The sequence below is a fragment of the Lonsdalea britannica genome (assembly GCF_003515985.1).
Lineage (GTDB): Bacteria > Pseudomonadota > Gammaproteobacteria > Enterobacterales > Enterobacteriaceae > Lonsdalea > Lonsdalea britannica.
In genome coordinates this window covers 1,503,509-1,525,308 of sequence record NZ_CP023009.1, presented here as the reverse complement: position 1 = coordinate 1,525,308, position 21,800 = coordinate 1,503,509, and the positions used below count along the sequence as shown (strand labels likewise).

The window sequence follows — 21,800 nt, the reverse complement described above, 5'->3', positions numbered from 1 at the left end:
TGCATTGCTCATCATCTTATTCACTCCCTCAGTTAAACATTTATAGACGAAAACGACAGAGGTAAGTCAAACGGACAAAACTGCAGAGCTGGAGGATGGCTATTACAGCTGGGGATGAACGTGACAGGCTGATTGCGGACATAAAAAAAGCCACCCTGGGGTGACTTGATTTTCATACTGATGGTGCGAAATCCGGACTCGCACATAATGACTAATCCTTTGATTTAAAATCAGTAAAAAATAACATTTAGATAATGTACCAACATCGATACAACACATTAAATCGTTAATTTTGGAACTCTAATCGGGGCAAGAGTTACCTGTAAAATGCTCGACATCGAGCGTATCTCTGGCGCTATGTATCAATCACATCCATTGTCGTTATGCAAAAACAGGCATAGGCCTCTTCCCACGAAACGTGTCTTTCACCGAAGATCATTAGTTTACCAATTGCAGATAGCGTTTCTTATAGACAGGATTGCTCGCCAGTTCTTCCAGCCCCATGTTCAGTTCTTCAACAGGTAACACGCAGAATTCAGGATACTGAGCACCGTAACGTTGGATATCCTGCTCTATACATTCCTGCACAAAGCGCTTTAAAACAGTAACGTCGGCGCCTTTTTCTCTAACAATTCAAAAGTTGTCGTAGATATGACGCACCAGTAACTCATCCACTGCACGTTCCACATTACGCATACTTGCAGCCGTTCTACGCATCATCGAGATCAATTTTCAGCCTGGGTGCTGGCGATAGTTGCGCAGGGAACAGCCCTCACTACTTCGCCTTTCTTTGTTAAAGGCATTACCAGTGAGCTAATAGCACGATTTTCCGCAGCCTCAAGCAAATCCGTTTCCATCAGTGGACAGCCCCTGTCGAATATCTGACTAAACAGCTGATTCGTTAGCCGGAGGCTATAGTAAATAATCCATTTGTGACACAATTCCGTAGCAAGAAATCAGATGGAGCCGATTTTGTGGAACACGAACAGTTTATGCAGTATGGCCGTGGGTTAGGATTGTGGCAGAACCCACGAGAAAATATTAAGCCTAAACCAACAAGTTATTTCAAAGATGAGCCTGTTTATCTAACGCCACCAAAAGGTGAGTGGGTTGAGCCGATTCAGGAATGCAAAAAAGAGCATAATCCATTAGAGAATGGTGTTTTTATCTGGACGGAGATTAAGGGGACAGGACACACTTTTGTATCTGTTCACGAGCATAACAATGCTTCTGTTTTTACCTATGGCCGTTTTGGTCGAAGGTCTGGTATTGCTGGCGCTGTTGGTGATGGTATTCTTAATTTTTTGCAATTTGAAGATGCTAGAAAATACTATCGAGAAGAATTGTACCAAGAAGAAGCCAAGGTTTTTATTATTACAGATGCGGATCCAGTTATTGCAAGGATGTACTTTGAAAGGTTATGGAATTCAGGAAGCAAAGTTAAAGAGACCGTAAAGATGGGGGATAGCACTAAACGAAACGGTAGAACAATAGATCAATATGATGTGACAGGCGTGAACTGTACAACCCATGCAACAAAGGGCATTAAAGTGGCAGGGACAAAAGTCTTTCGTGGGGGGTATACAATTAACTCTCAGATTAATGTTGATTATGAAGAGGATTTTGCAATACCAGTATCACTGCGGCGGTATTTAGATAAAAAAGCAAGGATAAATCCATGCTTGTTGTTGATATGACAAGTGAGTTTAAAAAACAGTACCCTAATATTGATAATTATCAACCAATAAGTGAAGATGCCATTATGCGCGGAGTATCTGAGGTTATTTCTGGCATAGGTAATATTTCGCCTTATTCCGGTGGTACTGTCGGTGGGTTGTTTGAGGGTACTTATGATGTTAACAAGTAAGAGTAAATTTTTTATTCGATGGTTTAGTATTTTCATAGTTTGTTTTTTTTATTTTTTTAGTATTGCCTTTGTTTCTTTTGGGTATATTCAGGATAATGAAAGGATGGTTTTTTTATCTGATAAAACAGTGTCCGTTGAATATCATTTTGCGATATTAGCCGATATGAGAGGCGCTATGGATTCAATGCGCTCAGTTGTGTTGATTGGTTTTCCGATTAGTGTGATATTGATCCTTCTAATTTTTAAAAAAATTAGATAAGTGATTTGGACTGCCCCTGCCACGGTAGCCATCCGCCTACGCCTGTCACAGCGGGTTCATCAACCGTTAAGGTTGATGGTCTTCCATTGGCTCGACAAGGCGATCCTCTGGCTCCGCACGGGCACAACCGCATCATTAGCGGTGGTTCATCCAGTGTCTTTATTGACGGCAAACCCGCTGCACGTACGGGAGACGCCGTTAGCTGTGGCGGTGTTATTATCGGCGGTGGAAGTGTGGCGATTGGGTAACTGGCTGTAGTGCTTATGCACCATCCAGACGCTGGGAGCATATTGGCCGAAAATCCTTTTCCACTCAGGACGAACCAATAACGACAGGAGTGTTGATGTATCAATATGTGGCTTAAATTGTAAGCACACCTGTTTTAGTTCCACGCACTTTTTGAGATTTCCGTTTTTTCAGCCATCAGCCGGTATTCTTCCGGTGTCAGGTTATTCAGGGATTCATGGGGCCGCTCACTATTATATTCAGTCAACCAGCGCTCTGTGATTTCCCGTTGTCAACGCCAAGCTTTATGACCGTTTTTCGCCATTTTTAATGCCCGCTATTTGATCATTTTTGCTGACCGCTTTCTGCCATTTCATCTTCATTGATTGGCATTGCGTTTTTAGCCAGCACACCCGCTTTGCGCTTTTCTTTCAATCGGTAGCTTTCTCCTTTGATATTCAATGTGGTTGAGTGGTGCAACAGTCGATCCAGGATCGCAGTTGCCAGTACGTTATCTCCGAACATCTCTCCCCAGTCTGCGAAGCCTTTGTTGGACGTCAGGATGATGCTCGCTTTTTCATATCGTCGGTTCAGGAGCCGGAAGAACAGACTGGCCTCCTCTCTGGTCATTGGCAGATAGCCTATTTCGTCCAGGATCAGCACCCGCGCATAACTCAGTTGTTGCAGCTGCCGCTCCAGCCGGTTCTCCTGCTTCGCTTTCATCAGCGTGGCTACCAGTCTGTCCAGCGGCATGAACAGCACCCGATGACCTGCATCCGCAGCCTTCACGCCGAGAGCAACGGCCAGATGGGTTTTCCCCACACCGGGTGGCCCCAGCAGGATCACGTTCTCGCAGCGCTCCACGAACGCCAGCCCGGCAAGCTCCCGGACGACCTTGCGATCGATACCTGGCTGGAAGCTGAAGTCGAACTGCTCCAGCGTTTTGACCCACGGGAAGCGCGCCTGCTTCAGTCGGGATTCCATTCCGCGCTGATGTCTGCCGTTCCATTCCTGCTGTAGCGCCATGCACAGGAACTCACGGTAGTTCAGCTCTTTTTTGACCGCCTGCTCCAGCAGGCTTTCAACGTGGTAGCTCAGGTGCTCCATTTTCAGACGCCCCAGCAGTGCTTCAAGCTCATGCATCACAGCAACTCCTCATAGGTACTCAGTGGGCGATGTTCCACCATGCTGACCTGCTGCCAGAGCGGAGCATGATGTTCCGGTACTGTCTGCCAGCCAGATGATGCTGAACAGAGTCGGTGTGACGCCACCTGCTGATCATTACTGTAGATCCGTAGCTCATCATCCAGCGAGATCCGTATCGAGACCGGCTGTCCACACAGGGTTTCGGGAACACTGTAACGATTGCCACCCACCTCGATATAGCTATCCCATGACACATGGCGGATGTCGAAGTAGCTGGTATCGAAGTCGCTCCCCGGCAACGGCTGAAGGTGCTCTTTTTCCAGCGCGAAGCGCTGTTCCGGTGTCTGCCTGAACTGGCGAAGCTCCCGTTTGTCAGCAACATCGGCCATCCAACGCTCCAGTTGCTGGTTAACGTGGGCGAAGCTGTCGAACCTGCGATACCGGACAAAAAAGTTCTCCTTGAGATATTTCACCATCCGCTCTACTTTGCCTTTGGTTCTTGCCCTGCGCGGGCGACAGGCCCGTGGCAGGAAGTCATAGTGGTCGGCCAGCAGCAGGAACCCGGAGCTGAACACCACTTTCCCGTTGTTATTTTTCAGCACCGCGGCTTTCTGGTTATCAACCAGCACGGTTTTAACACTGCCACCGAAGTAGCGGAAGGCACGGACCAGTGACTCATAGGTATGTTCAGCATCCTGCTTTGGCGCGGCGAAGACATGGAAGCGACGGGAGAACCCTAGCGTGTTAACCGCGAAGTTAACTTTGCATCGCTGCCCTGCGATCTCTACCTCAACTTCGCCCCAGTCGTGCTGAAGCTGGTAGCCGGGTTGGGTTTCAAAGCGGACTGTTTTCTTCGACGGCCGCATTTTGCGTTTGGGCTGGATGTAATAGCGCAGCATGGAACGTCCACCGGTGTAACCCATTGCTTTGATTTCAGCGAGGATGACCTCGCCATTCCAGACATTCTCTGCCAGTCGCGTGTCGATATAGTCCATGAACGGCTTCAGTTTGGCCATTTTGTGGCGCGTTTTTCTGGCCGGTGGTTCAGGGTATTTAAGATACCGTCTGACGGTGCGCTCAGAGCACCCCACCTGAGTCGCAATATCGACGATGTACGCACCTTGCCTGCGCATTTGCTTTATCATGTAAAAGTCCTCTCTGCTCAGCATGTTGATGTCCTTTCTGGTGTGAGAACCTCAAGGAAACAACATGTTGGGTGGAGCGGACAATCCAAATGGTGAATTACTGTCTTATATCATTGGCGCTAACACCGTGCTTCATTCAGCGTTCTGAACAGGTAAAAATCCAGGATTTCTGTCCGGTATGTCCGGTTAAAACGTTCGATAAAGGCATTCTGTGTCGGTTTCCCCGGACTAATAAACTCCAGCATCACACCATGCTCTTCAGCCCAGTGTGCCAGCGTCAGTGAGACCAGCTCAGGCCCATTATCCATCCGCATCTTCAGCGGATATCCGCGACTGGCCACGATCCTGTCCAGCACTCTGACGACACGCTGTGCCGGAATATTCAGGTCGATTTCTATCGCCAGCGCTTCGCGATTAAAATCATCCACCACATTGAAGGTTCTGAAACGTCTGCCGCAGACCAGTGCATCATGCATAAAATCAATAGACCAGCTCTGGTTCAGCGCCTCCGGCGTTGCCAGCGGTGCCGGGTTGCGTACCGGCAGACGTTGTTTTCCCTTGCGGCGAAAATTCAGTTTTAATAGACAGTAAATTCGATGAACTCGCTTATGGTTCCAGGCGTTGCCCTGCCTGCGCAGCACCAGGAACAGTTTCTTAAAGCCATACCGTGGATAACGCTCAGCCATTTCTGTTAGCGCCTGGATCACGGGCTCATCCCGGCGGGTATCGGGCTGGTAAAAATACACCGTCCTGCTCAACGATAATGTCCTGCACGCCTGGCGTAAGCTCATCGAAAATTGCGTCGTCAGATAGCTGACAAGCTCACGCTTTATCGCTGGTTTTAAAGCTTTTTTTCAATAATGTCTTTCAGTGCCCGACATTCCAGACTCAGGTCGGCGAACATCTGTTTGAGACGACGATTCTCGTCCTCAAGATCTTTGATTTTTTTGATATCAGCAGCTTCCATACCGCCATATTTCGCCTTCCAATTGTAATAGCTGGCTTCAGAAATCGTGGCCTCGCGGCAGACGTCTTTGACGGTCCGCCCGGCTTCGACGGACTTCAGGACGGCGATGATCTGGTGCTCAGTAAATCGGGCTTTACGCATGGCGATCTCCTTAAGGGGACATAATCAGTATGTCGGAAGATCTCTAAAAGTGAATGGTTTGGTTTACCGGGATGCTTACAAAATATCTGTCTCGCTTTTTTAACGGTCCCGGTTTTCTGCTGTTACCGGTCATACTCTCTATCCTGCTTATCGCTGCGGGTAAAGTTTGTCATCTGATCTTTGGCGATGCTTTTTTCAATATGCTCTTAACACCAGTTGGGATTATTGCGCTGATTGTTGTGCCCGCTCTGCTATTTTATGGCATTTCGGCACTGCTGAATGTCACTAAGGATGATGACCTGGGTAAGCCTGAATCTCCACAGGGAAAGGTCGCCCCCAGCAGAGTTGCTACCCGCAGTCCAACAATAGAGATTACTACCCTTACGACAAAACGTACGCCGTTGTGGAAAATCGTGCTGAATAGTCTGACACTTATCGCGCTAATACTGATTCCTTTTTTCGGCGTATTAGCCATTATGGCGTTTATCGGTATCGTGATTTTCCGCGTTGCGCAACCATCAGCGCAGAGCCGTTTTATGCGTTTTCAGGAAACGTTACCCAGCAGTAACGTGCGTTCAATGACGACCGGCATGGTTCAATTGGAAGGCAAACTAGTGGCAAAACTGCAGATGTTGGCACCGCTGAGCAAAGAGCGCTGTATTGGTTACTACCACTGCGTTAGTGAAGAAAAGCGCGACCGTGAGGGGAGAACGTATTACCGAATAATTCATGAGGAGCAGTGTTGCCATCCATTTCTGCTGCGTGACAGTACAGGTAGTGTGCTGGTTGATGGTATCGACCTGGACTTCCATCTGTTATCGGCGAATACACAGCAACGTAGTGGGCGCGAAATTGAGCGAGAATATATTATTAGACAAGGCTCTAAATACCTGCTGATTGGTAATGCGGTACGTCGTGATGATGAATGGGTGATCACACGCGACAAACTGCATCGTGTATTTGGCATTGCGCCTGTTGGCAATATCCAGCGCCGCAAAAAGTTAGATGTTGTGTTTAGCCGCGCTCGTTATTTTTAGCCGGCACCGCTCTGGCGATAGCGCTGATACTCGCGGTTCCTATTGAAGTAAAACAACATCAGGTTGTTATACACTTCGAGCAGTTGTTTCCGTTCTCTTTTTCCTTTCCCTCACTGTAAACGAGTATGAAATGAGTTATCGCGTTGTTTTCCGCTGCCTTTAATCGTGGCATCAATGCGCTTCCTGCCCTGATGTTGTCGAAGATGATGTGTGGTCATTTCCATCCGCTATTACAATTATCTCTGAAGAGACATGTCATGCTGACCTTACCTATTAGTTTCTATTTCTGATGCAAGAGCCGGGCTACGCACTGTTAATCACTATCCTAAGCCCGTTGGCAACAATTACTATTGTTGGACCTTTCTTACACTCCCCGACATTTAAGTGGCTGAGTGGGGTATTGGTAGGAACTGCCGCAATCGTGTTTTTTCCAGGATTCGCGCTGTCTATTATTCTGTTTTTCATCGGGGTCAGTGGAGTAAAAATTTTGTTCTGCTGGCTGGCGCTACTTTTAGGCGTTCTGAGTTTTGTGCTGCTTAATCACCGCCAGCTCAGTGTCGTGGTCAGCGAATATAACCGTAAGTCTGGCCCTGACATAGGTTGACACTTTTTCGATATTAAAATGCCCGATTCGGTGCATCAAGCGTTTGGTATTTTAGGGAGAGATGAAATCGCTCACGGTTATAGATTCGCACTGACTCATCAACCATCTCAGTAGATTACTGGTAGCCTTATGACACAGATAATATTTCAATCTTGTCAGGTATTTAGGGTGCGCCAGTATTTTGAGCCATTGGGATGAACTAGCAAAAACATGCCGTCGCCATCAACCAGCGAATACGCTTTTTCTTCGGGTTTAGCAGAACGTACCTTGGTATCTGTCAGGGCCATGATGGTTATCCTTCCATAATCCTGCTGTGAATACACAAGCAATATCGAACCAGCACATATACTCGGTTCTATACTCACAAGCAGATTGATGTGGGTGGACTCAGATTGACTTCCGTTGACAGAAAATTCGGGTGAAGGCTTGTGTGGCGCGGATTTCAGACATAAAAAAAGACCTCAGTTGAGGTCTATTTACATACTGTTGGTGCGAAGGCCGAACTCGAACATCGCAACTATCCTTATGATCTTAATGGATTAAAGTAATAGAAATTAGGGACGATACCATCATTGATACCATCAATCCCGATTGGTGATTATCGAACATATAGTATGAAAGGTGGAATTAACCTTGATTGAGGGTAAAAAATTTACTCAAAAAAGGCAATGCTAAACTAACGAGCATGAAAATCACAAACTGTGTAAAACTTATAATAATTGTTATAAATCAACGAAGTAAATCATTATTTTTAGTGAATAAAATTCAAAATTCTGATGAGGAAATAGCAATATTATTCGAATAAATGATAAAATACCTAAGCGTTGAGACCACCGTTTCATAATGAGATGATTAAATATGGATGCGTTATTTAAAATATTCGATAAATTTAGTTCCAGACCAATCTTCTTTATTTTTTGCGGATTAACATTATGTGATTTCTTCCAAGATAAATCTGCATTACAAAATCCCACTGCAGAAAATATTACAACTTTACTGGCAGCAATGCTAATAGTAGTTTTCATAACTTGGGGATTTGAATGGCTAATCTTTAGGTTCAATGTAAATCTTGAACCACATGATCAAGGTGACATTGGACCAACAATCGGAACGGCTGCATTAGCTGTATACTTAGTTTATGTTTTCCATTTTCTCAGTGAAAATCCTGAAGCATTAAATTTAAAATTATTAACGAGTTCTGGTTTTATATACAGCACAACTTTATTGTTATTTTCGCTTGAATCGATGAAGCTAAGAAGGCTAAAGCAAAAATAAAAAACCTATCAGACGGATAGCAGTATCAAAACATCACACAAAAGATTATGAATTTTAGATAGTTCAAAGCATAGAAGACATTCGAAATGTCTTCTATGCTTATTTTTTTTAAAGCTTAACTACACAGGGTGCAGGATACATACTTTTGCTTCTTAACTGCACAGAGTGCAGGATACATGCTTTTACTTCTTAACTGCACAGAGTGCAGGATACATGCTTTTACTTCTTAACTGCACAGAGTGCAGGATACATACTTTTATTTCTTAACTGCACAGAGTGCAGGATACTTTCGTTACAAATTATCACTCGATGATATTAATTATATTTAAACATACATACTTAGTGATAACTAATGTTTAATATAATAATTTAAATATGTCAAATATTTCTATATTTTTTATTATGCTTGGCAATTACGATAAACATCACTGACCTTGACTTGTGATGAAATTAAAAACGGTAATAATTGCCGATAGGATTAATTCAAAGAATGATTATTGCGAGGATATTTAATATTAAATTTGAAAAATAAAACACCAAAGGTTACGCTTGACGTAACAGTGATAATGTAATATATTAATGTAAAATTTCACAGGCAACCAAAATGAAAATTGAGCATCCTGGAAAATCGTTATTATTTAAGCTTGAACAATGTGGTTTAAGTGCTTCTGAGTTAGCCAGAAAGATAGGTGTCCCCAAGAATAGAATAACTACAATTATTAATGGAAAAAGATCAATTACGGGTGATACAGCATTACGATTAGCTCACTTTTTCCAGTCACCACCAGAATATTGGTTAAAATTGCAATTATATTTTGATTTAAATGAGGCCAAAGTTAAATCAGAAGAAGAAATCCAGATCTTGCCAAAGTTTCACATGGCTGAATCAAACCGAATGTCAAAAGATACCAATAATGATTAATAATTCAGAGTTAGATTACCAAAACCCCGAATGTGCTACAGCAGAAAATGCTAAAGAGGTTAAAACACATTGGGAAGGATTTACTTCAGCGGGGGCGAAATGGGATATATTCAACGGAGATTCAGCGCGAGTAATCAAAGAGCTATCTAAAGATAGTATTGATTGTGCAATCACCTCTCCTCCTTATTTTTGGCTTAGAGACTACGGTGTCGATGGTCAAATTGGACTGGAAGATTCAGTGCAAGAATATGTAAATGCCATCGCTGATGTTATGGATAGCGTGAAAGAAGCCCTTCATCCAGAGGGGACTTTATTCATGAACATTGGCGATACATACTATTCAGGAAAAGGCCAGTCGCAAGGTAAAGATAGAAAAAGTAACAAACGACGATTTGGTCTTAGAGCTGTAGATAAAAGCGGTGGAATGGGGATAGGATTACAAAGAAAATCTATGATTGGAATACCTTGGAGGGTAGCAATTGAAATGGCAAGCCGTGGCTGGGTCATTCGTAGTTCAATCATTTGGCACCGAGAAAAGTGTCTTCCTGAATCTGTAAAAGATAGACCGAGCCGAAGCTATGAATATGTGTTTATGTTTGTTAAAAGTAGAAAATACTATTTTAACAAGCAAGAGCTTGTTGAACAAAAAGTCGAAGAGGACATGTGGACAATACCTGCAAGACCTAAGAGTGGAAGTGGTCTTGATACGGCACCATATCCAGATGCTTTGGTCGAAAGATGCTTAAAAATAGGTTGTAAGCCTGCAGGCATCGTGCTGGACCCGTTTTTAGGCAGTGGGACAACTTGCCGTGTAGCAGCACAAATGGGATATTCATCGATTGGTATAGATCTTAATCATGAATTTTGCGAATATTCTGCATTAAACATGGAGAACATTTGATTATGTTTTTTAGTCAAAATGCAGTTTTGAATGCAATCATGGACCTTAAAAAGGTCCATCCTTTTTTCGGTATAACTTTTCTTGTCTGTAAAAAGCAGAAACTCCCTGTAGGTAAAAGTATACAATTCGCTTTAGACGCGAAGAATAAAGACTTTCTTGAGCAAGTTCATAAAATTGATCCTGATTCAGAATATTTTTATCAACCTTTCACATATCGAACATCTCATGAATGGCTCAATAACAATTATGCTTCATCTGGGCTTCAGGCTATAAACACACAAACATTTTCTGATGCTTTTATTCATCCCAAAGGGACTCAGCAATGGGCATGGACTGATGACTACTTATCAGTATTAAAAAATCATCCGTCTATAAAGAAAAATAAAATCCCACTATTGTCATTATGTATTTGGATATACAAATTTAACGATTTCGCTCCAGGCACCTCTTATGAAAAGATAATTTCCACTTTTATCAAAGAGTTCAATGTTTTACAAGAGGAACAGGATACATTATTTTCAAACCCAAATGGTAATTCGGATAATCTATTTGATCATGAATGCCTCTCGTGGGAAAAGATTAAAGGAAAGCTATCACTACCACCCGATTCAAAACCAGAAAATGGCGGAACTTTATCACTTTTGTCAATTGAAAATATTGGACCAGCTAAAAAGCTTTCTATTGAACCAAAGACGCGACTTAATATTATCACCGGTGATAATGGACTTGGAAAATCTTTCATTTTGGAGTCTGCTTGGTGGGCATTAACTAATACATGGACAGAACGTGTAGCTTATCCTGATCCAAGATTAAGAGGTAAAAAAATAAACTTAACTTACTCAATTAAAGGCAATGGCGAATTCAAGTCCGATAATTGTGTAAACTTTGACTGGGATAGTTTTAGTTGGCCAACTCAAACTGACAGACCAACAATTCCTGGACTTATTGTCTATGCAAAAGTAGATGGCTCTTTTGCTGTATGGGACCCGGCCAGGAAATACTCATCCCAATCAGCTTTTAATGAAAAAGAAAAATTTGTTTTTAAAAATAAAGAAGTATGGGACGGACAAGATGGCATAGGAGTTCTTGAAGGATTAATCAGAGATTGGATAACGTGGAAAAATGACAATAAAAGTCAGCATTTTAAACATTTTGAAAAAGTTTTAGAAAAACTATCACCTCCGGACTTAGGTATTTTGAAACCAGGAGAACCAGTTAGAATTCCTGATGATCCACGAGTTATTCCCACCTTAATTCATCCCTACGGAGAGATCCCTATAACCAGCGCGTCAGCAGGTGTTAGGAGAATAGTTGCTTTAGCATATATGATCGTTTGGGCATGGAATGAGCATCTTGTTATCTCGGAGATGATGAATATACCATCTCAAAATAATATGGTAGTTCTTGTTGATGAATTGGAGGCTCATTTGCATCCTAAATGGCAAAGAGCCTTTTTACCATCGCTAATTGCTCTTGATAAGGTATTTTCAAACGAGTTGAAGATTCAATTTATGATTGCTACTCACTCACCATTAGTGATGGCATCTTCAGAAGAAGTATTTAACGACGAAACAGATAGCCTTTTTCATTTACAACTTGACGAGCAGGGAATTGTAACATTAGAAGAATTAGATTTCATAAAATATGGAGATATTTCCTCATGGTTAATGTCACCAATTTTTGAACTTCGTCAAGCTCGTTCTCAGGAAGGTGAATCGGCAATAGAGGATGCGAAAAAATTGCAAGAATCTACGTCTCCAAGTATTGAGTCAATAGAAGAAGTCACCTTAAGATTACGTAAGTATCTTTCTGCATCTGATAGATTTTGGCCAAGATGGATGATGTTTGCTGAAAAGAAAGGAATCGACATATGATACCTCTGCAATTAATACCTGAACCAGATGATTTTGATAAAAACGTAAGGGAAAAAGGTGCTGCTTTTCTTAAAGGCACACCTAATCCTTCATCTAAGGACTTCTCAGGCAAGGACTTTTGGAAAAAAGCAGCCCATAGTTTACATTCATCTTATAAAGCAATTTGTGCATATAGCTGTATTTCATTGCCAACTGCACCAGGCGCAGTAGATCATTTTTTACCTAAAAGTAAATACCCTAAGCTCGCTTATGAATGGAGTAACTACAGACTATGCTTAGATAAAATTAATCAGTATAAGGGTAGTGCAGACAATATCTGCGATCCCTTTACCATTCAGCCGGGATGGTTTGTTTTAGATTTTCCGAGCTGTCTCGTTAAAGCCGGTGAGAACCTTGCCCCAGAAACTAAAGAAAAAATTGAAAATACAATCAAAGTCCTAAAACTTAATGCGGACGAAGGATTGGTAGATAATAGATTAGGTATAATTATGGATTTAATAGATGGACATGTAGATATGCATTTTGTTGAAAAACGGTATCCCTTTATTGCCTTAGAAATAAGAAGACATGATATCGAAGCGGATATAAAAAATATTTTTAAAAAACTTTAACTATATATTATAGCGAGAATAAGATGAATGTATTCAGCCTTATAAAAAACAAAGGATATGCCTATCCATTAACACAAGCCAAGTATGATAAGGAGACAAATAAAGACTATCCATATTTGCAGGATATTAATAACAAGACACAGGCATTTGCCTTATGTCCCGCTTGTCATAATCCAGTAATATTAGTAAACAGGATAGTCTCGCAGACGAAAAGCAATACCCTTTATGCGAAACATTGCAAATACAGCGTTACTGACTTAGCTGACTATGATCAATCATCGTATGATGATTGTTCTTTAGCGAATCCTTCCAATTTTGATGAAAAAATCAAACGTCCATTAAATCATGCCACAAACAATATAATAAAAGACGCAATAAGAAACCATTTTGATTTGTTAATTAATCATCTGGAAACAGCAATAGGTATAACTTTTAATGAACAATTATTGAAGAAAACCCTTGAAGATTTTAACTCATGTGAAGGTTACTTGTATCACTCAATCCATCTATACAATCTTCCTATTGCTTTTTTATATGTTATAAAATCCCAAGATTTATCATCGTGTAAAATTGGCAGTGATGTATATGACAAAATAAAAACTGAATCACAATTATTTAACTTCGGAAATAATTCAAGATTTAATAAAAAGAGCTTTTATATCTCTCAAAAAAACAATTCTATTAAAGCAAAAATCTCATTCTACTTATACAATCATTCATTATCTTCAGAATACACAGAAGAATCAGTCACCTTATGCATTGTTGAAAAAAATATGGCTGATGGTTATGAAAAAACATTATTTGAGAAAGTAATTAATTTTGATGGAACCTTTTATGTTAATACTTTGAATAAACGCAATAAATACAACTCCCTTGCAAAATCAATCATTGTCTGAACTTAATCCGAAATGTATGAACTTACTCATCGGCTGGCTAAATACCAGCCTTATTCTCTCAATTGTAACAGGAGGAATGTCATCGGAGTTAAGATGTAAACTTGAATTTGGTAAACTTGAAACAACTTGAGGATTCATTGATAAAGAGGTTATAATTTCACAAAATGCTTCCTCATTAATACCCTCTTCCATCATACCCAACTCGACCAACCGATCATACTCAAACAAAGCTTTTAATATCGCATTATCCCAAAAATCAAACTCTTCGCAATAAACGCCATTATTATTAACTGATGATTTAAATTTCATATAATCTCCTGTTTTTGTTTTTCTTTTATTTATTTATATAGTGTTACTATCTTTAGTCAATAGGTTAAAGCAAGAGCTAACTTATAGAAGCGGTTGCACCGTTTCTATAAGGCCCTTGCTTTTATTGCTTTCTTTCAGTCATGCAAAAAAAGAAAACCAAATCATTTAAGCTAGCAGATTGACAAATTAATAATCCATTATATAACTTATATAAAGGCATAAGGATTATGCCTACCAATCAGTAACTTATGAAATGGAGTTTATATGAATGAAATAAAAAATATATCAGAAATAGATCTGTCGCGATCTTCATGCAGGGGAATGTTTAACACCAACAAAATGCCTATCGAAGCGTTAAGAAGCTATTGCGTTAGTGTAAGACTTAATATTGAAGAACTGCAAATACTGGAAGTAAAAAGAGGCTCTTATAAAAAAGGTGAATGGCTTCGCATGGCATCACTTCAAAAAATACCGCCTATTATACCTGCTATTAATTTAAATTCCTGGAAAGCTCTATCGGAAATATCACAAAAGCTAAATCGTATTGCGACTCATATTGATGGTAAGAGCAAAGAAAGCCAGCTTACCCATACTGAATTGTTCGCTGTTAAGCGACAATTGGAAGAGCTTCGCTGCAACTTATTAAGAGCAGATTTCTGGAGTTTCCCTCGTGAAGGGTATGCAGAAGATCAAGAGAGGTAAGAACTTCTCTGGTGTGGTCCAGTATGCATTGAAGCCAGGAGCACATCATAAAAGTGATCCAATCCTCATTGGCGGAAACATGTTAAGTGATTCAGCCCTCGAACTGATCGCTGAATATGATGGCACCAAACAGCTTCGGCCAGATGTCCAGAAACCGGTATGGCACAACTCACTTCGCTTACCCGATAGTGAATCATTATCGAATGACCAATGGGTAAACATAGCTGACGACTACATGAAGAAGATGGGGTTCAGTAATACTCATCTTCGCTGCTATGTGCTTCATGACGATCCGGCTGGTCAGCACATACACATTATCGCAAGTCGCATAAACCTCAATAGAGGGAAGCTCTACTTGGGTAGGAACGAAAACCTCATCAGCACCCGGATTATTAGTGAACTTGAGATTACTCATGGCCTTACTATTACCAAAGCCGCATCTTCAACCAAACCGGCACAACCGAAGCGGAAGAGAGTGTCCCGTAATGAGAAAATGCTATCTGAACGGACTGGGGAGCCCTCACCAAAAGAAGCTCTTCAACAGATCATTGATAAAAGTATGGCTGATACGCCTGAACTTCTAACTTTTATCAAGTGTAGTGGTCAACGAAAACTGGCCACCGCGTTAGAGTTTTTCCAGTATCGGTTTTCCGATTCGTTTGGTGGTAACCCACCATTATATTCGTGCGGTCTTAGTGCACTGTAATATCCAACGATATAGTTCGTTATGGCGTGAGCTGCATCGCTGAAGCTTACGTAACCCGTCACCGGCACCCATTCGTTCTTCAGACTCCTGAAGAAGCGCTCCATTGGGCTGTTATCCCAGCAGTTTCCGCGCCGGCTCATACTCTGTCTGATTCTGTATCGCCACAGTAACTGCCGGAACTGCCTGCTTGTATAGTGACTGCCCTGGTCGCTGTGGAACATCACCCCAGCGGGCTTACCGCGAGTTTCCCATGCCATTTCCAACGCCTTCATGGTGAGTCTGCTGTCCGGCGAGAACGACATTGCCCAACCCACTGGTTTTCTTGCGAACAGGTCGAGAACAACGGCGAGGTACGCCCAGCGTTTACCTGACCAGATATAGGTCACATCACCGCACCACACCTGGTTGGGCTCCGTTACGGCGAACTGTCGCTCAAGATGGTTCGGGATAGCAACGTGCTCATGACCGCCACGTTTATACCGGTGAGTCGGCTGCTGGCAACTGACCAGTCCCAGCTCTTTCATGAGCCTGCCGGCAAGCCAGCGCCCCATCTGGTAGCCTCTCTGGGTTGCCATTGTGGCGATGCTTCTTGCTCCGGCCGAACCGTGGCTGATGCCATGCAGCTCAAGTACCTGACTGCGTAATATAGCCCGTCTGCCGTCTGGCTTTTCAGGACGGTTTTTCCAGTATTTGTAGCTGCTGCGATGAACCCCGAACACATGGCAGAGTGTGGCCACAGGATAACGCGCCCTGAGTTTCCCGATTATCGAGAACTGTTCAGGGAGTCTGACATCAAGAGCGCGGTAGCCTTTTTTAATATTTCGTTTTCCATTTCAATACGTTGCATCTTCTTCCTGAGCTCACGTATTTCGATTTGTTCCGGCGTTATCGGGGAGGCTTTTGGTGTTTTGCCCTGACGCTCATCACGCAGTTGTTTGACCCATTTCGTCATCGTGGAAAGACCTACATCCATAGCCTTGGCGGCATCAGAGACGGTGTAGTTTTGATCGACAACCAGCTGAGCAGATTCGCGTTTGAATTCAGGACTAAAATTTCTTCTTTTCATTGGAGCACCTGTGTTGTTCTGAGGTGAGCATATCACCTCTGTTCAGGTGGCCAAATTCAGTAAACCACTTCACCACACACCTCTGTAGACGTGTCATATCCCATAGACCTTAAAGCCTTGTTCACCGTGTTTTCGCTCATCGGTTTTCCAGGGTTGTGATCACCGATAAAAATCAGATCATATCCACCGCTGATTTCTCTGATCGCTTCAAGGACTTCTAAGGCTTGACGGCTTAATGGGACAAGATGTGGTGTTCGCATTTTTGACCCACGGTGTGAGTGCTTCACTCCGGGTAATGGTTCACGTTCTGCTGGGATCGTCCACATAGCATTGTCTAAATCAATCTCTGACCATCTTGCAAACCTGAGTTCGCTAGAGCGAATGAAAATCAGCAATGTGAGCTTCACCGCTAGTTTGGTTAGTTTCCTGCCTTTAAAACTATCAATACGTTGAAGGAGTTCAGAGAAGCGATCAAAAGGTAAAGCTGGCCTGTGGGTTCGTTTTGCTACTGCAATAGCCCCAGACATCTCCTGAGCTGGGTTGTAGTCAATTAAACCATTCTGGACTGCATATCGCATTATCGCGGTGGTTCGCTGTTGCAGGCGTGCTGCTACTTCCAGACGCCCTGAAGCCTCAACGACCTTGATCGGAACGAGTAGATCCTTTGTTTTAAGCTCAACAATTTTTCTCTTACCTATTGAGGAGAAAAGGTTGTCCTCAAGACTTTTAAGAACTCGTTCGCTGTGTGAAGGAGACCATCTCCGATTACATGCGGTATGCCAGTCTCTCGCTATAGCTTCAAAGGTAAATGCTTCACTTTGTTCAATCTTGTCGGATTTTTTCTTTTCTGAGGGATCGATACCAACAGATACCAACTTTTTGGCTTCATCTCTTTTTCTACGAGCTTCGCCAAGTGTGACCGTTGGATAAACACCTAATGCCAGAATCTTTTGCTTACCATCAAAGCGATACTGTAAACGCCAGTATTTTGAGCCATTGGGGTTGATTAGCAGGTGCATACCCTGACCATCAGTCAGTTTAAAGGGTTTATCTGAGGGTTTGGTTGTTCGAACTTTGATATCAGTGAGCGCCATCAGTTGATACCTCCATTGTTGGTATCAAAATCAATCGAACCGAAGATACCACCAGTTATACCATCATTTGTTGGTATATGTGGATAGATGTGAGTGGACGTCAAGAGACATAGAACAGAGGGGAAACAGCGTAACTGCTGGATTTTAGAGACAAAAAAAGACGTCAATAGACGTCGATTTTGTACTATTTGGTGCCGAAGGCCGGACTCGAACCGGCACGTATTTCTACGGTTGATTTTGAATCAACTGCGTCTACCGATTTCGCCACTTCGGCACTGAAGTAGTATGCGGAAAACGGGGGGATTATACCGTGCAGTCGCGTCCGCGCAACCTTAATCCATCAATCCGCGACTGAGTGATGAAAAATTCGTCTTATCCCCGTTCAGCCCGATGACTGCGGGTTGCATCGTTCAGTCTGTAACCTGGAGGCATAATCGCTTGGCCTGTTTAGTGCGAAACAGGGTAACCTTAATGCATGAATAAAGAAGCTGAACTGAAACGAGCCAAACGACTGGCGCTGTCATTGCTCGGTCTTGCGGCCGCCGTCTTTGTGACCACGCTATGTTTGCCGCCCAACTTCTGGGTTAGCGCTGCGAAGGCTATTGCCGAGGCGGCGATGGTCGGTGCGCTGGCCGACTGGTTTGCCGTCGTAGCGCTGTTTCGCCGGGTGCCGCTACCATTAGTCTCCCGCCATACCGCGATTATCCCGCGTAACAAAGCGAGGATCGCGGACAATCTGGCCACCTTTGTTCAGGAGAAGTTCCTCGATACCGAATCGCTGCTGGCGCTAATCCGTCGGCATAATCCTGCTCATATCGTGGGATGCTGGTTGCAGAACCCCGATAATGCCGAACGGCTGGGCGGTCATCTGTTGCAGTTTATGCGTGGCATTTTAGATATGGCGGATGACCAGCGTATCCAGCGCTTCATTCGCAGTGCGGTACACAAAGCGATCGATAAAGTGGATCTCACCCAGTCTGTCGCCGTTCTGTTGGAAAGTCTGACTAAAAATAATCGCCATCAGCAGTTGCTGGACACGGTGATAGAACAACTGTTGAGGATGGTGAACAAACCGTCTACGCGTGAATTCATCGCGATACAGATCATCCGCTGGCTGAAACGTGAGCATCCGCTCACGGAAAAGATCCTGCCTTCTGAATGGCTGGGTGAGCGCAGCGCCGAGGTGGTCGCCAACGCGGTCAACACGCTGTTAGACGAAGTCGTGCGCGACGAGGGCCATGAGTTGCGTCAGCACTTTAATCGTACCGTCGTCCGGTTGATCGAACGACTCCGCACCGATCCGGACATGGCGCAGCGGGCCGAAGCGATTAAGCGCTATTTGAAAGACGACGAAGCGCTGAATCACTATTTGAGCGATCTTTGGGGTGACCTGCGCGCCTGGCTCAAGGCCGACCTCAATCAAAGCGACTCCGCCGTACAAGCCCGCATTAGCGCCATCGGTCAGTGGCTGGGACAAACGTTGATGCAGGATGAAGGATTGCGGTCGTCGCTCAATCAGCATCTGGAAGAGGCGGTGCGCACGCTCGCACCCGAGTTCGCCAATTTCCTGACGCGCCACATTAGCGATACGGTAAAAAGCTGGGATGCTGAAGAGATGTCTCGTTTAATCGAACTGAACATCGGCAAAGATCTCCAGTTTATTCGCATCAACGGCACGCTGGTGGGGGGAAGCATCGGGCTGGGACTGTATCTGCTGTCGCAGCTGCCAGACCTGATTGCCATGCTGCGTAATTCAACCACGTTTTAGCCCACAGATACGGTACAAAAGACAACGGGCCCGCAGGCCCGTTTTAGTCGACAGCGGAGAACGTCTAGCGACGTTTCAGCAGTAGCATCACGCTGATAGCCAGGAACAGAACGCTCGGTAGCAGAGCCCCCAGCACTGGCGGCATATGGTAAACCAGGCTCAGCGGACCAAAGATCTGGTCCAGCACGTAAAACAGGAAGCCGAAGCTGATACCAATGACGATGCGCATACCGGCTGGCACGTTTCTCAACGGACCGAAAATAAACGACAGCGCCATCAACATCATCACCGCTACCGACAGCGGAGAAAAAATCTTGCTCCACATGTTGAGCTGATAACGGCCGGACTCCTGCCCGCTCTGTTTCAGGTAACTGATGTAGTTATGAAGACCGCTGATGGAAAGCGCGCTGGGCTCCAGCGCCACCACGCCCAGCTTATCTGGCGTCAGGCTGGTGCTCCACTCACCGCTTAGGGTTTGGCTGCCGCCAATCTTTTTACTGTCGGTGAGTTCGGACGTATCGACCTGCGATAGCTTCCACATACCGTCAGCAAAGGTGGCAGAGGCCGCATAACGTACCGACAGCAGCTTACGGTCATTGTCGAAGTGATAAATACTCACGCCCGCCAGCTCTTTTTCGCCCACCACCCGCTGAATAAATACGAAATCAGACCCGTCTTTGGCCCACATCCCGTTCTGGGTAGACAGCATTGAACCGCCGAACATCATCTGAGAACGGTAATTGCGCGCCATCTGTTCGCCCTGCGGCGCCACCCACTCGCCGATGGCCATGGTCAGCAGCACCAGCGGGATAGCGGTTTTCATGACCGCCCCGGCGATCTGCAGGCGGGAAAAACCAGATGCCTGCATGACAACCAGTTCGCTGCGCGTCGCCAGCGTTCCCAACCCTAACAGTGCGCCTAACAGCGCCGCCATCGGGAAAAACGTTTCAATGTCTTTGGGGACGCTCAACAGCGTATAGAACCCGGCCCCCAGCGCCGAATAACCGCCCTGTCCGACTTTGCGCAGCTGCTCGACAAACTTGATGATGCCGGATAGCGATACCAGCATGAACAACGTCATCATGATGGTATTGAAAATGGTTCTACCGATATAGCGGTCTAAAACTCCAAACATCAGGCCGCTCCTCTTGGCGTCAGGCGGTATCTCAATTTGCGCAACGGCACGCTATCCCACAGGTTAAGCGCAACGGCAATCGCCACATAAACCGCGTTGGTCAGCCACATCCATACCAGCGGATCGAGCTTGCCCTTACCGGCATTCGATCGCAGCGAGGTCTGCAGCAGGAAGAAAATCAGATAGAGCAACATGGCTGGCAGCATGCTCAGCACGCGGCCCTGACGGGGATTCACCACGCTAAGCGGCACAACAATAATCGCCATGACCAGCACGGAGAGGATCAGCGTCAGACGCCAGTGGAACTCGGCACGAGCACCGACATCATCAGAACGCCACAGCGTCTTCATGTCCATCTGCTCAACGTTATTCGGATCGACGGTGACCGCCTGATGCCCAATGACCGCCTGATAATCCGTGAAGTCGGTGATGCGGAAGTCGCGCATCATCGCCGTCCCTTCATAACGTGTGCCTTTGTTCAGCGTCACGACCTGCGATCCGTCGTCGCCCTGCGCGACGGTGCCGTGGTCGGCCACCACCACGGAGGGGCGAGCGTTGTCGCGCGGACGCATCTGGGCGAGGAATACGTGTTCGAACTCCTTGCCGCTGACGTTACCCACGAAAAGCACCGAATTGCCGTCCTGAGACTGCTGGAACTGCCCTTCCGCCAGCGTCGCCATCCCAGGATTGGCTCTGGCCTCAGCCAGCACCTCGTCCTGATGTCGCGACGACCAGGGACTGAGCCATAGCACGTTGACCGTCGCCGCCACGGCTGTTGCCAATGCCAGCCATGCCGCAGCCTTCAGCAGCACGTTCTTGCTCAGTCCGCATGCATGCATCACGGTGATTTCGCTTTCAGCGTACAGTCGCCCAAAGGTCATCAGTAACCCGAGAAACAGACTCAACGGCAAAATAAGCTGCGCCATTTCCGGCACGCCAAGCCCCAAAAGGGATAAAACCAGATTCGTCGGGATATCACCGTCCACCGCCGCGCCCAGTATTCGCACTAATTTCTGACAGAAAAAAATCAGCAGCAGAATAAACAGGATAGCCAGCTGGCTTTTAAAGGTTTCCCGTACCAGATATCGAATGATGATCACGCTCAATACGCCTGTGAAAACTTGTCTTTTTGCAGGAAAGTCGATAGTTT

Annotated in this window: 19 protein-coding genes, 1 tRNA gene and 5 pseudogenes; 13 read left to right on the top strand and 12 right to left on the bottom strand. The window is 44.7% G+C overall.

Features of this window, described 5'->3' with window-relative positions; translation table 11 throughout:
• Positions 1 to 438 precede the first annotated feature (438 nt).
• On the bottom strand, positions 439 to 588 hold the full coding sequence (locus tag CKQ53_RS18670) for a hypothetical protein (RefSeq protein ID WP_244201009.1): 150 nt from the start codon (positions 586 to 588) through the stop codon (positions 439 to 441).
• A gap of 386 nt (positions 589 to 974) precedes the next feature.
• Here CKQ53_RS18670 and CKQ53_RS07205 point away from each other — a divergent pair, with 386 nt between their 5' ends.
• The 3 genes from CKQ53_RS07205 to CKQ53_RS07195 all read left to right on the top strand — a co-directional run bounded on the left by CKQ53_RS07205 (position 975) and on the right by CKQ53_RS07195 (position 2,374).
• Positions 975 to 1,697: a hypothetical protein gene (locus CKQ53_RS07205; RefSeq protein ID WP_244201008.1), complete on the top strand. Its 723-nt coding sequence runs from the start codon at positions 975 to 977 to the stop codon at positions 1,695 to 1,697.
• A complete protein-coding gene (locus CKQ53_RS18665) occupies positions 1,679 to 1,867 on the top strand; it encodes a hypothetical protein (protein ID WP_244201007.1) in 189 nt (62 codons plus the stop codon). Before CKQ53_RS07205 ends, CKQ53_RS18665 begins: the two co-directional genes overlap by 19 nt.
• 255 nt (positions 1,868 to 2,122) lie before the next feature.
• Positions 2,123 to 2,374, top strand: coding sequence for a PAAR domain-containing protein (locus CKQ53_RS07195; RefSeq protein WP_094118653.1), 252 nt, complete (start codon positions 2,123 to 2,125; stop codon positions 2,372 to 2,374).
• 134 nt (positions 2,375 to 2,508) lie between these two features.
• On the opposite strand, the pseudogene CKQ53_RS07190 reads toward CKQ53_RS07195, so the two are convergent.
• From CKQ53_RS07190 to CKQ53_RS07175, 4 genes and pseudogenes are all read right to left on the bottom strand, one after another.
• A pseudogene (locus tag CKQ53_RS07190) lies at positions 2,509 to 2,640 on the bottom strand (integrase core domain-containing protein); the annotation flags it as partial.
• A 56-nt stretch (positions 2,641 to 2,696) separates the two neighbouring features.
• Positions 2,697 to 3,494, bottom strand: coding sequence for an IS21-like element helper ATPase IstB (gene istB / locus CKQ53_RS07185; RefSeq protein WP_094118651.1), 798 nt, complete (start codon positions 3,492 to 3,494; stop codon positions 2,697 to 2,699).
• Entirely contained in the window at positions 3,494 to 4,666 is a 1,173-nt protein-coding gene (gene istA, locus CKQ53_RS07180) for an IS21 family transposase (protein WP_094118650.1), read from the bottom strand. The genes istB and istA overlap by 1 nt, the downstream gene beginning before the upstream one ends.
• Positions 4,667 to 4,767: 101 nt before the next feature.
• A pseudogene (locus CKQ53_RS07175) lies at positions 4,768 to 5,750 on the bottom strand (IS3 family transposase); the annotation flags it as partial.
• 53 nt (positions 5,751 to 5,803) lie between these two features.
• Here CKQ53_RS07175 and CKQ53_RS18385 point away from each other — a divergent pair.
• Positions 5,804 to 6,787 carry a hypothetical protein gene (locus tag CKQ53_RS18385; RefSeq protein WP_162896331.1) on the top strand — a complete coding sequence of 328 codons (984 nt, stop codon included), beginning with the start codon at positions 5,804 to 5,806 and terminating at the stop codon, positions 6,785 to 6,787.
• Positions 6,788 to 7,561: 774 nt separating this feature from the next.
• Here the strand turns inward: CKQ53_RS18385 and CKQ53_RS07160 are convergent.
• Positions 7,562 to 7,678: pseudogene (locus CKQ53_RS07160) on the bottom strand (Arm DNA-binding domain-containing protein); the annotation flags it as partial.
• Between the two features lie 571 nt (positions 7,679 to 8,249).
• On the opposite strand from CKQ53_RS07160, the gene CKQ53_RS07155 reads away from it, so the two are divergent.
• The 6 genes from CKQ53_RS07155 to CKQ53_RS18380 all read left to right on the top strand — a co-directional run bounded on the left by CKQ53_RS07155 (position 8,250) and on the right by CKQ53_RS18380 (position 13,870).
• Entirely contained in the window at positions 8,250 to 8,666 is a 417-nt protein-coding gene (locus CKQ53_RS07155; RefSeq protein ID WP_094118903.1) for a hypothetical protein, read from the top strand.
• Between the two features lie 604 nt (positions 8,667 to 9,270).
• Positions 9,271 to 9,588, top strand: coding sequence for a HigA family addiction module antitoxin (locus CKQ53_RS07150; RefSeq protein WP_094118904.1), 318 nt, complete (start codon positions 9,271 to 9,273; stop codon positions 9,586 to 9,588).
• Entirely contained in the window at positions 9,581 to 10,489 is a 909-nt protein-coding gene (locus CKQ53_RS07145) for a DNA-methyltransferase (protein WP_162896330.1), read from the top strand. The genes CKQ53_RS07150 and CKQ53_RS07145 overlap by 8 nt, the downstream gene beginning before the upstream one ends.
• Positions 10,490 to 10,491: 2 nt before the next feature.
• Positions 10,492 to 12,363, top strand: a complete 1,872-nt coding sequence (locus tag CKQ53_RS07140; RefSeq protein ID WP_094118906.1) for an AAA family ATPase — start codon at positions 10,492 to 10,494, stop codon at positions 12,361 to 12,363.
• Positions 12,360 to 12,974, top strand: coding sequence for an HNH endonuclease family protein (locus tag CKQ53_RS07135; RefSeq protein ID WP_094118907.1), 615 nt, complete (start codon positions 12,360 to 12,362; stop codon positions 12,972 to 12,974). The genes CKQ53_RS07140 and CKQ53_RS07135 overlap by 4 nt, the downstream gene beginning before the upstream one ends.
• Before the next feature lie 23 nt (positions 12,975 to 12,997).
• Positions 12,998 to 13,870, top strand: a complete 873-nt coding sequence (locus CKQ53_RS18380; RefSeq protein ID WP_139824076.1) for a hypothetical protein — start codon at positions 12,998 to 13,000, stop codon at positions 13,868 to 13,870.
• On the opposite strand, the gene CKQ53_RS07130 is transcribed toward CKQ53_RS18380, so the two are convergent.
• Positions 13,856 to 14,179 carry a hypothetical protein gene (locus tag CKQ53_RS07130; protein WP_094118908.1) on the bottom strand — a complete coding sequence of 108 codons (324 nt, stop codon included), beginning with the start codon at positions 14,177 to 14,179 and terminating at the stop codon, positions 13,856 to 13,858. The genes CKQ53_RS18380 and CKQ53_RS07130 overlap by 15 nt on opposite strands.
• Positions 14,180 to 14,500: 321 nt before the next feature.
• On the opposite strand from CKQ53_RS07130, the gene CKQ53_RS07125 reads away from it, so the two are divergent.
• Positions 14,501 to 14,881, top strand: a complete 381-nt coding sequence (locus CKQ53_RS07125; protein ID WP_409359776.1) for a hypothetical protein — start codon at positions 14,501 to 14,503, stop codon at positions 14,879 to 14,881.
• Positions 14,850 to 15,476: pseudogene (locus CKQ53_RS07120) on the top strand (relaxase/mobilization nuclease domain-containing protein); the annotation flags it as partial. The gene CKQ53_RS07125 and the pseudogene CKQ53_RS07120, both read left to right, overlap by 32 nt.
• Positions 15,477 to 15,484: 8 nt before the next feature.
• Here the strand turns inward: CKQ53_RS07120 and CKQ53_RS07115 are convergent.
• The 3 genes and pseudogenes from CKQ53_RS07115 to CKQ53_RS07100 all read right to left on the bottom strand — a co-directional run bounded on the left by CKQ53_RS07115 (position 15,485) and on the right by CKQ53_RS07100 (position 18,021).
• A protein-coding gene (locus CKQ53_RS07115; protein WP_118894811.1) for an IS3 family transposase occupies positions 15,485 to 16,653 on the bottom strand; the annotation gives its coding sequence in 2 pieces (ribosomal slippage) (positions 15,485 to 16,404 and positions 16,404 to 16,653; 1,170 coding nt in all).
• A gap of 71 nt (positions 16,654 to 16,724) precedes the next feature.
• Positions 16,725 to 17,747, bottom strand: a pseudogene (locus CKQ53_RS07105) (tyrosine-type recombinase/integrase); the annotation flags it as partial.
• Positions 17,748 to 17,936: 189 nt separating this feature from the next.
• A tRNA-Leu gene (locus CKQ53_RS07100) sits at positions 17,937 to 18,021 on the bottom strand.
• A gap of 201 nt (positions 18,022 to 18,222) precedes the next feature.
• On the opposite strand from CKQ53_RS07100, the gene CKQ53_RS07095 reads away from it, so the two are divergent.
• A complete protein-coding gene (locus tag CKQ53_RS07095) occupies positions 18,223 to 19,515 on the top strand; it encodes a DUF445 domain-containing protein (protein WP_094118173.1) in 1,293 nt (430 codons plus the stop codon).
• Positions 19,516 to 19,579: 64 nt separating this feature from the next.
• On the opposite strand, the gene lptG is transcribed toward CKQ53_RS07095, so the two are convergent.
• Both lptG and lptF read right to left on the bottom strand, forming a co-directional pair.
• Positions 19,580 to 20,650, bottom strand: coding sequence for an LPS export ABC transporter permease LptG (gene lptG / locus CKQ53_RS07090; protein WP_085653804.1), 1,071 nt, complete (start codon positions 20,648 to 20,650; stop codon positions 19,580 to 19,582).
• Complete coding sequence (gene lptF, locus CKQ53_RS07085) at positions 20,650 to 21,750, bottom strand: LPS export ABC transporter permease LptF (protein ID WP_118894808.1); 1,101 nt, start codon at positions 21,748 to 21,750, stop codon at positions 20,650 to 20,652. The genes lptG and lptF overlap by 1 nt, the downstream gene beginning before the upstream one ends.
• Positions 21,751 to 21,800: the final 50 nt, after the last annotated feature.

Coding starts and splice junctions, on each gene's coding strand:
- CKQ53_RS18665 (WP_244201007.1), top strand. CDS start 1,679: ATGCTTGTTGTTGATATGACAAGTGAGTTTAAAAAACAGTACCCTAAT.
- istB (WP_094118651.1), bottom strand. CDS start 3,494: ATGCATGAGCTTGAAGCACTGCTGGGGCGTCTGAAAATGGAGCACCTG.
- istA (WP_094118650.1), bottom strand. CDS start 4,666: ATGCTGAGCAGAGAGGACTTTTACATGATAAAGCAAATGCGCAGGCAA.
- CKQ53_RS18385 (WP_162896331.1), top strand. CDS start 5,804: ATGGTTTGGTTTACCGGGATGCTTACAAAATATCTGTCTCGCTTTTTT.
- CKQ53_RS07155 (WP_094118903.1), top strand. CDS start 8,250: ATGGATGCGTTATTTAAAATATTCGATAAATTTAGTTCCAGACCAATC.
- CKQ53_RS07150 (WP_094118904.1), top strand. CDS start 9,271: ATGAAAATTGAGCATCCTGGAAAATCGTTATTATTTAAGCTTGAACAA.
- CKQ53_RS07145 (WP_162896330.1), top strand. CDS start 9,581: ATGATTAATAATTCAGAGTTAGATTACCAAAACCCCGAATGTGCTACA.
- CKQ53_RS07140 (WP_094118906.1), top strand. CDS start 10,492: ATGTTTTTTAGTCAAAATGCAGTTTTGAATGCAATCATGGACCTTAAA.
- CKQ53_RS07135 (WP_094118907.1), top strand. CDS start 12,360: ATGATACCTCTGCAATTAATACCTGAACCAGATGATTTTGATAAAAAC.
- CKQ53_RS18380 (WP_139824076.1), top strand. CDS start 12,998: ATGAATGTATTCAGCCTTATAAAAAACAAAGGATATGCCTATCCATTA.
- CKQ53_RS07130 (WP_094118908.1), bottom strand. CDS start 14,179: ATGAAATTTAAATCATCAGTTAATAATAATGGCGTTTATTGCGAAGAG.
- CKQ53_RS07125 (WP_409359776.1), top strand. CDS start 14,501: ATGTTTAACACCAACAAAATGCCTATCGAAGCGTTAAGAAGCTATTGC.
- CKQ53_RS07095 (WP_094118173.1), top strand. CDS start 18,223: ATGAATAAAGAAGCTGAACTGAAACGAGCCAAACGACTGGCGCTGTCA.
- lptG (WP_085653804.1), bottom strand. CDS start 20,650: ATGTTTGGAGTTTTAGACCGCTATATCGGTAGAACCATTTTCAATACC.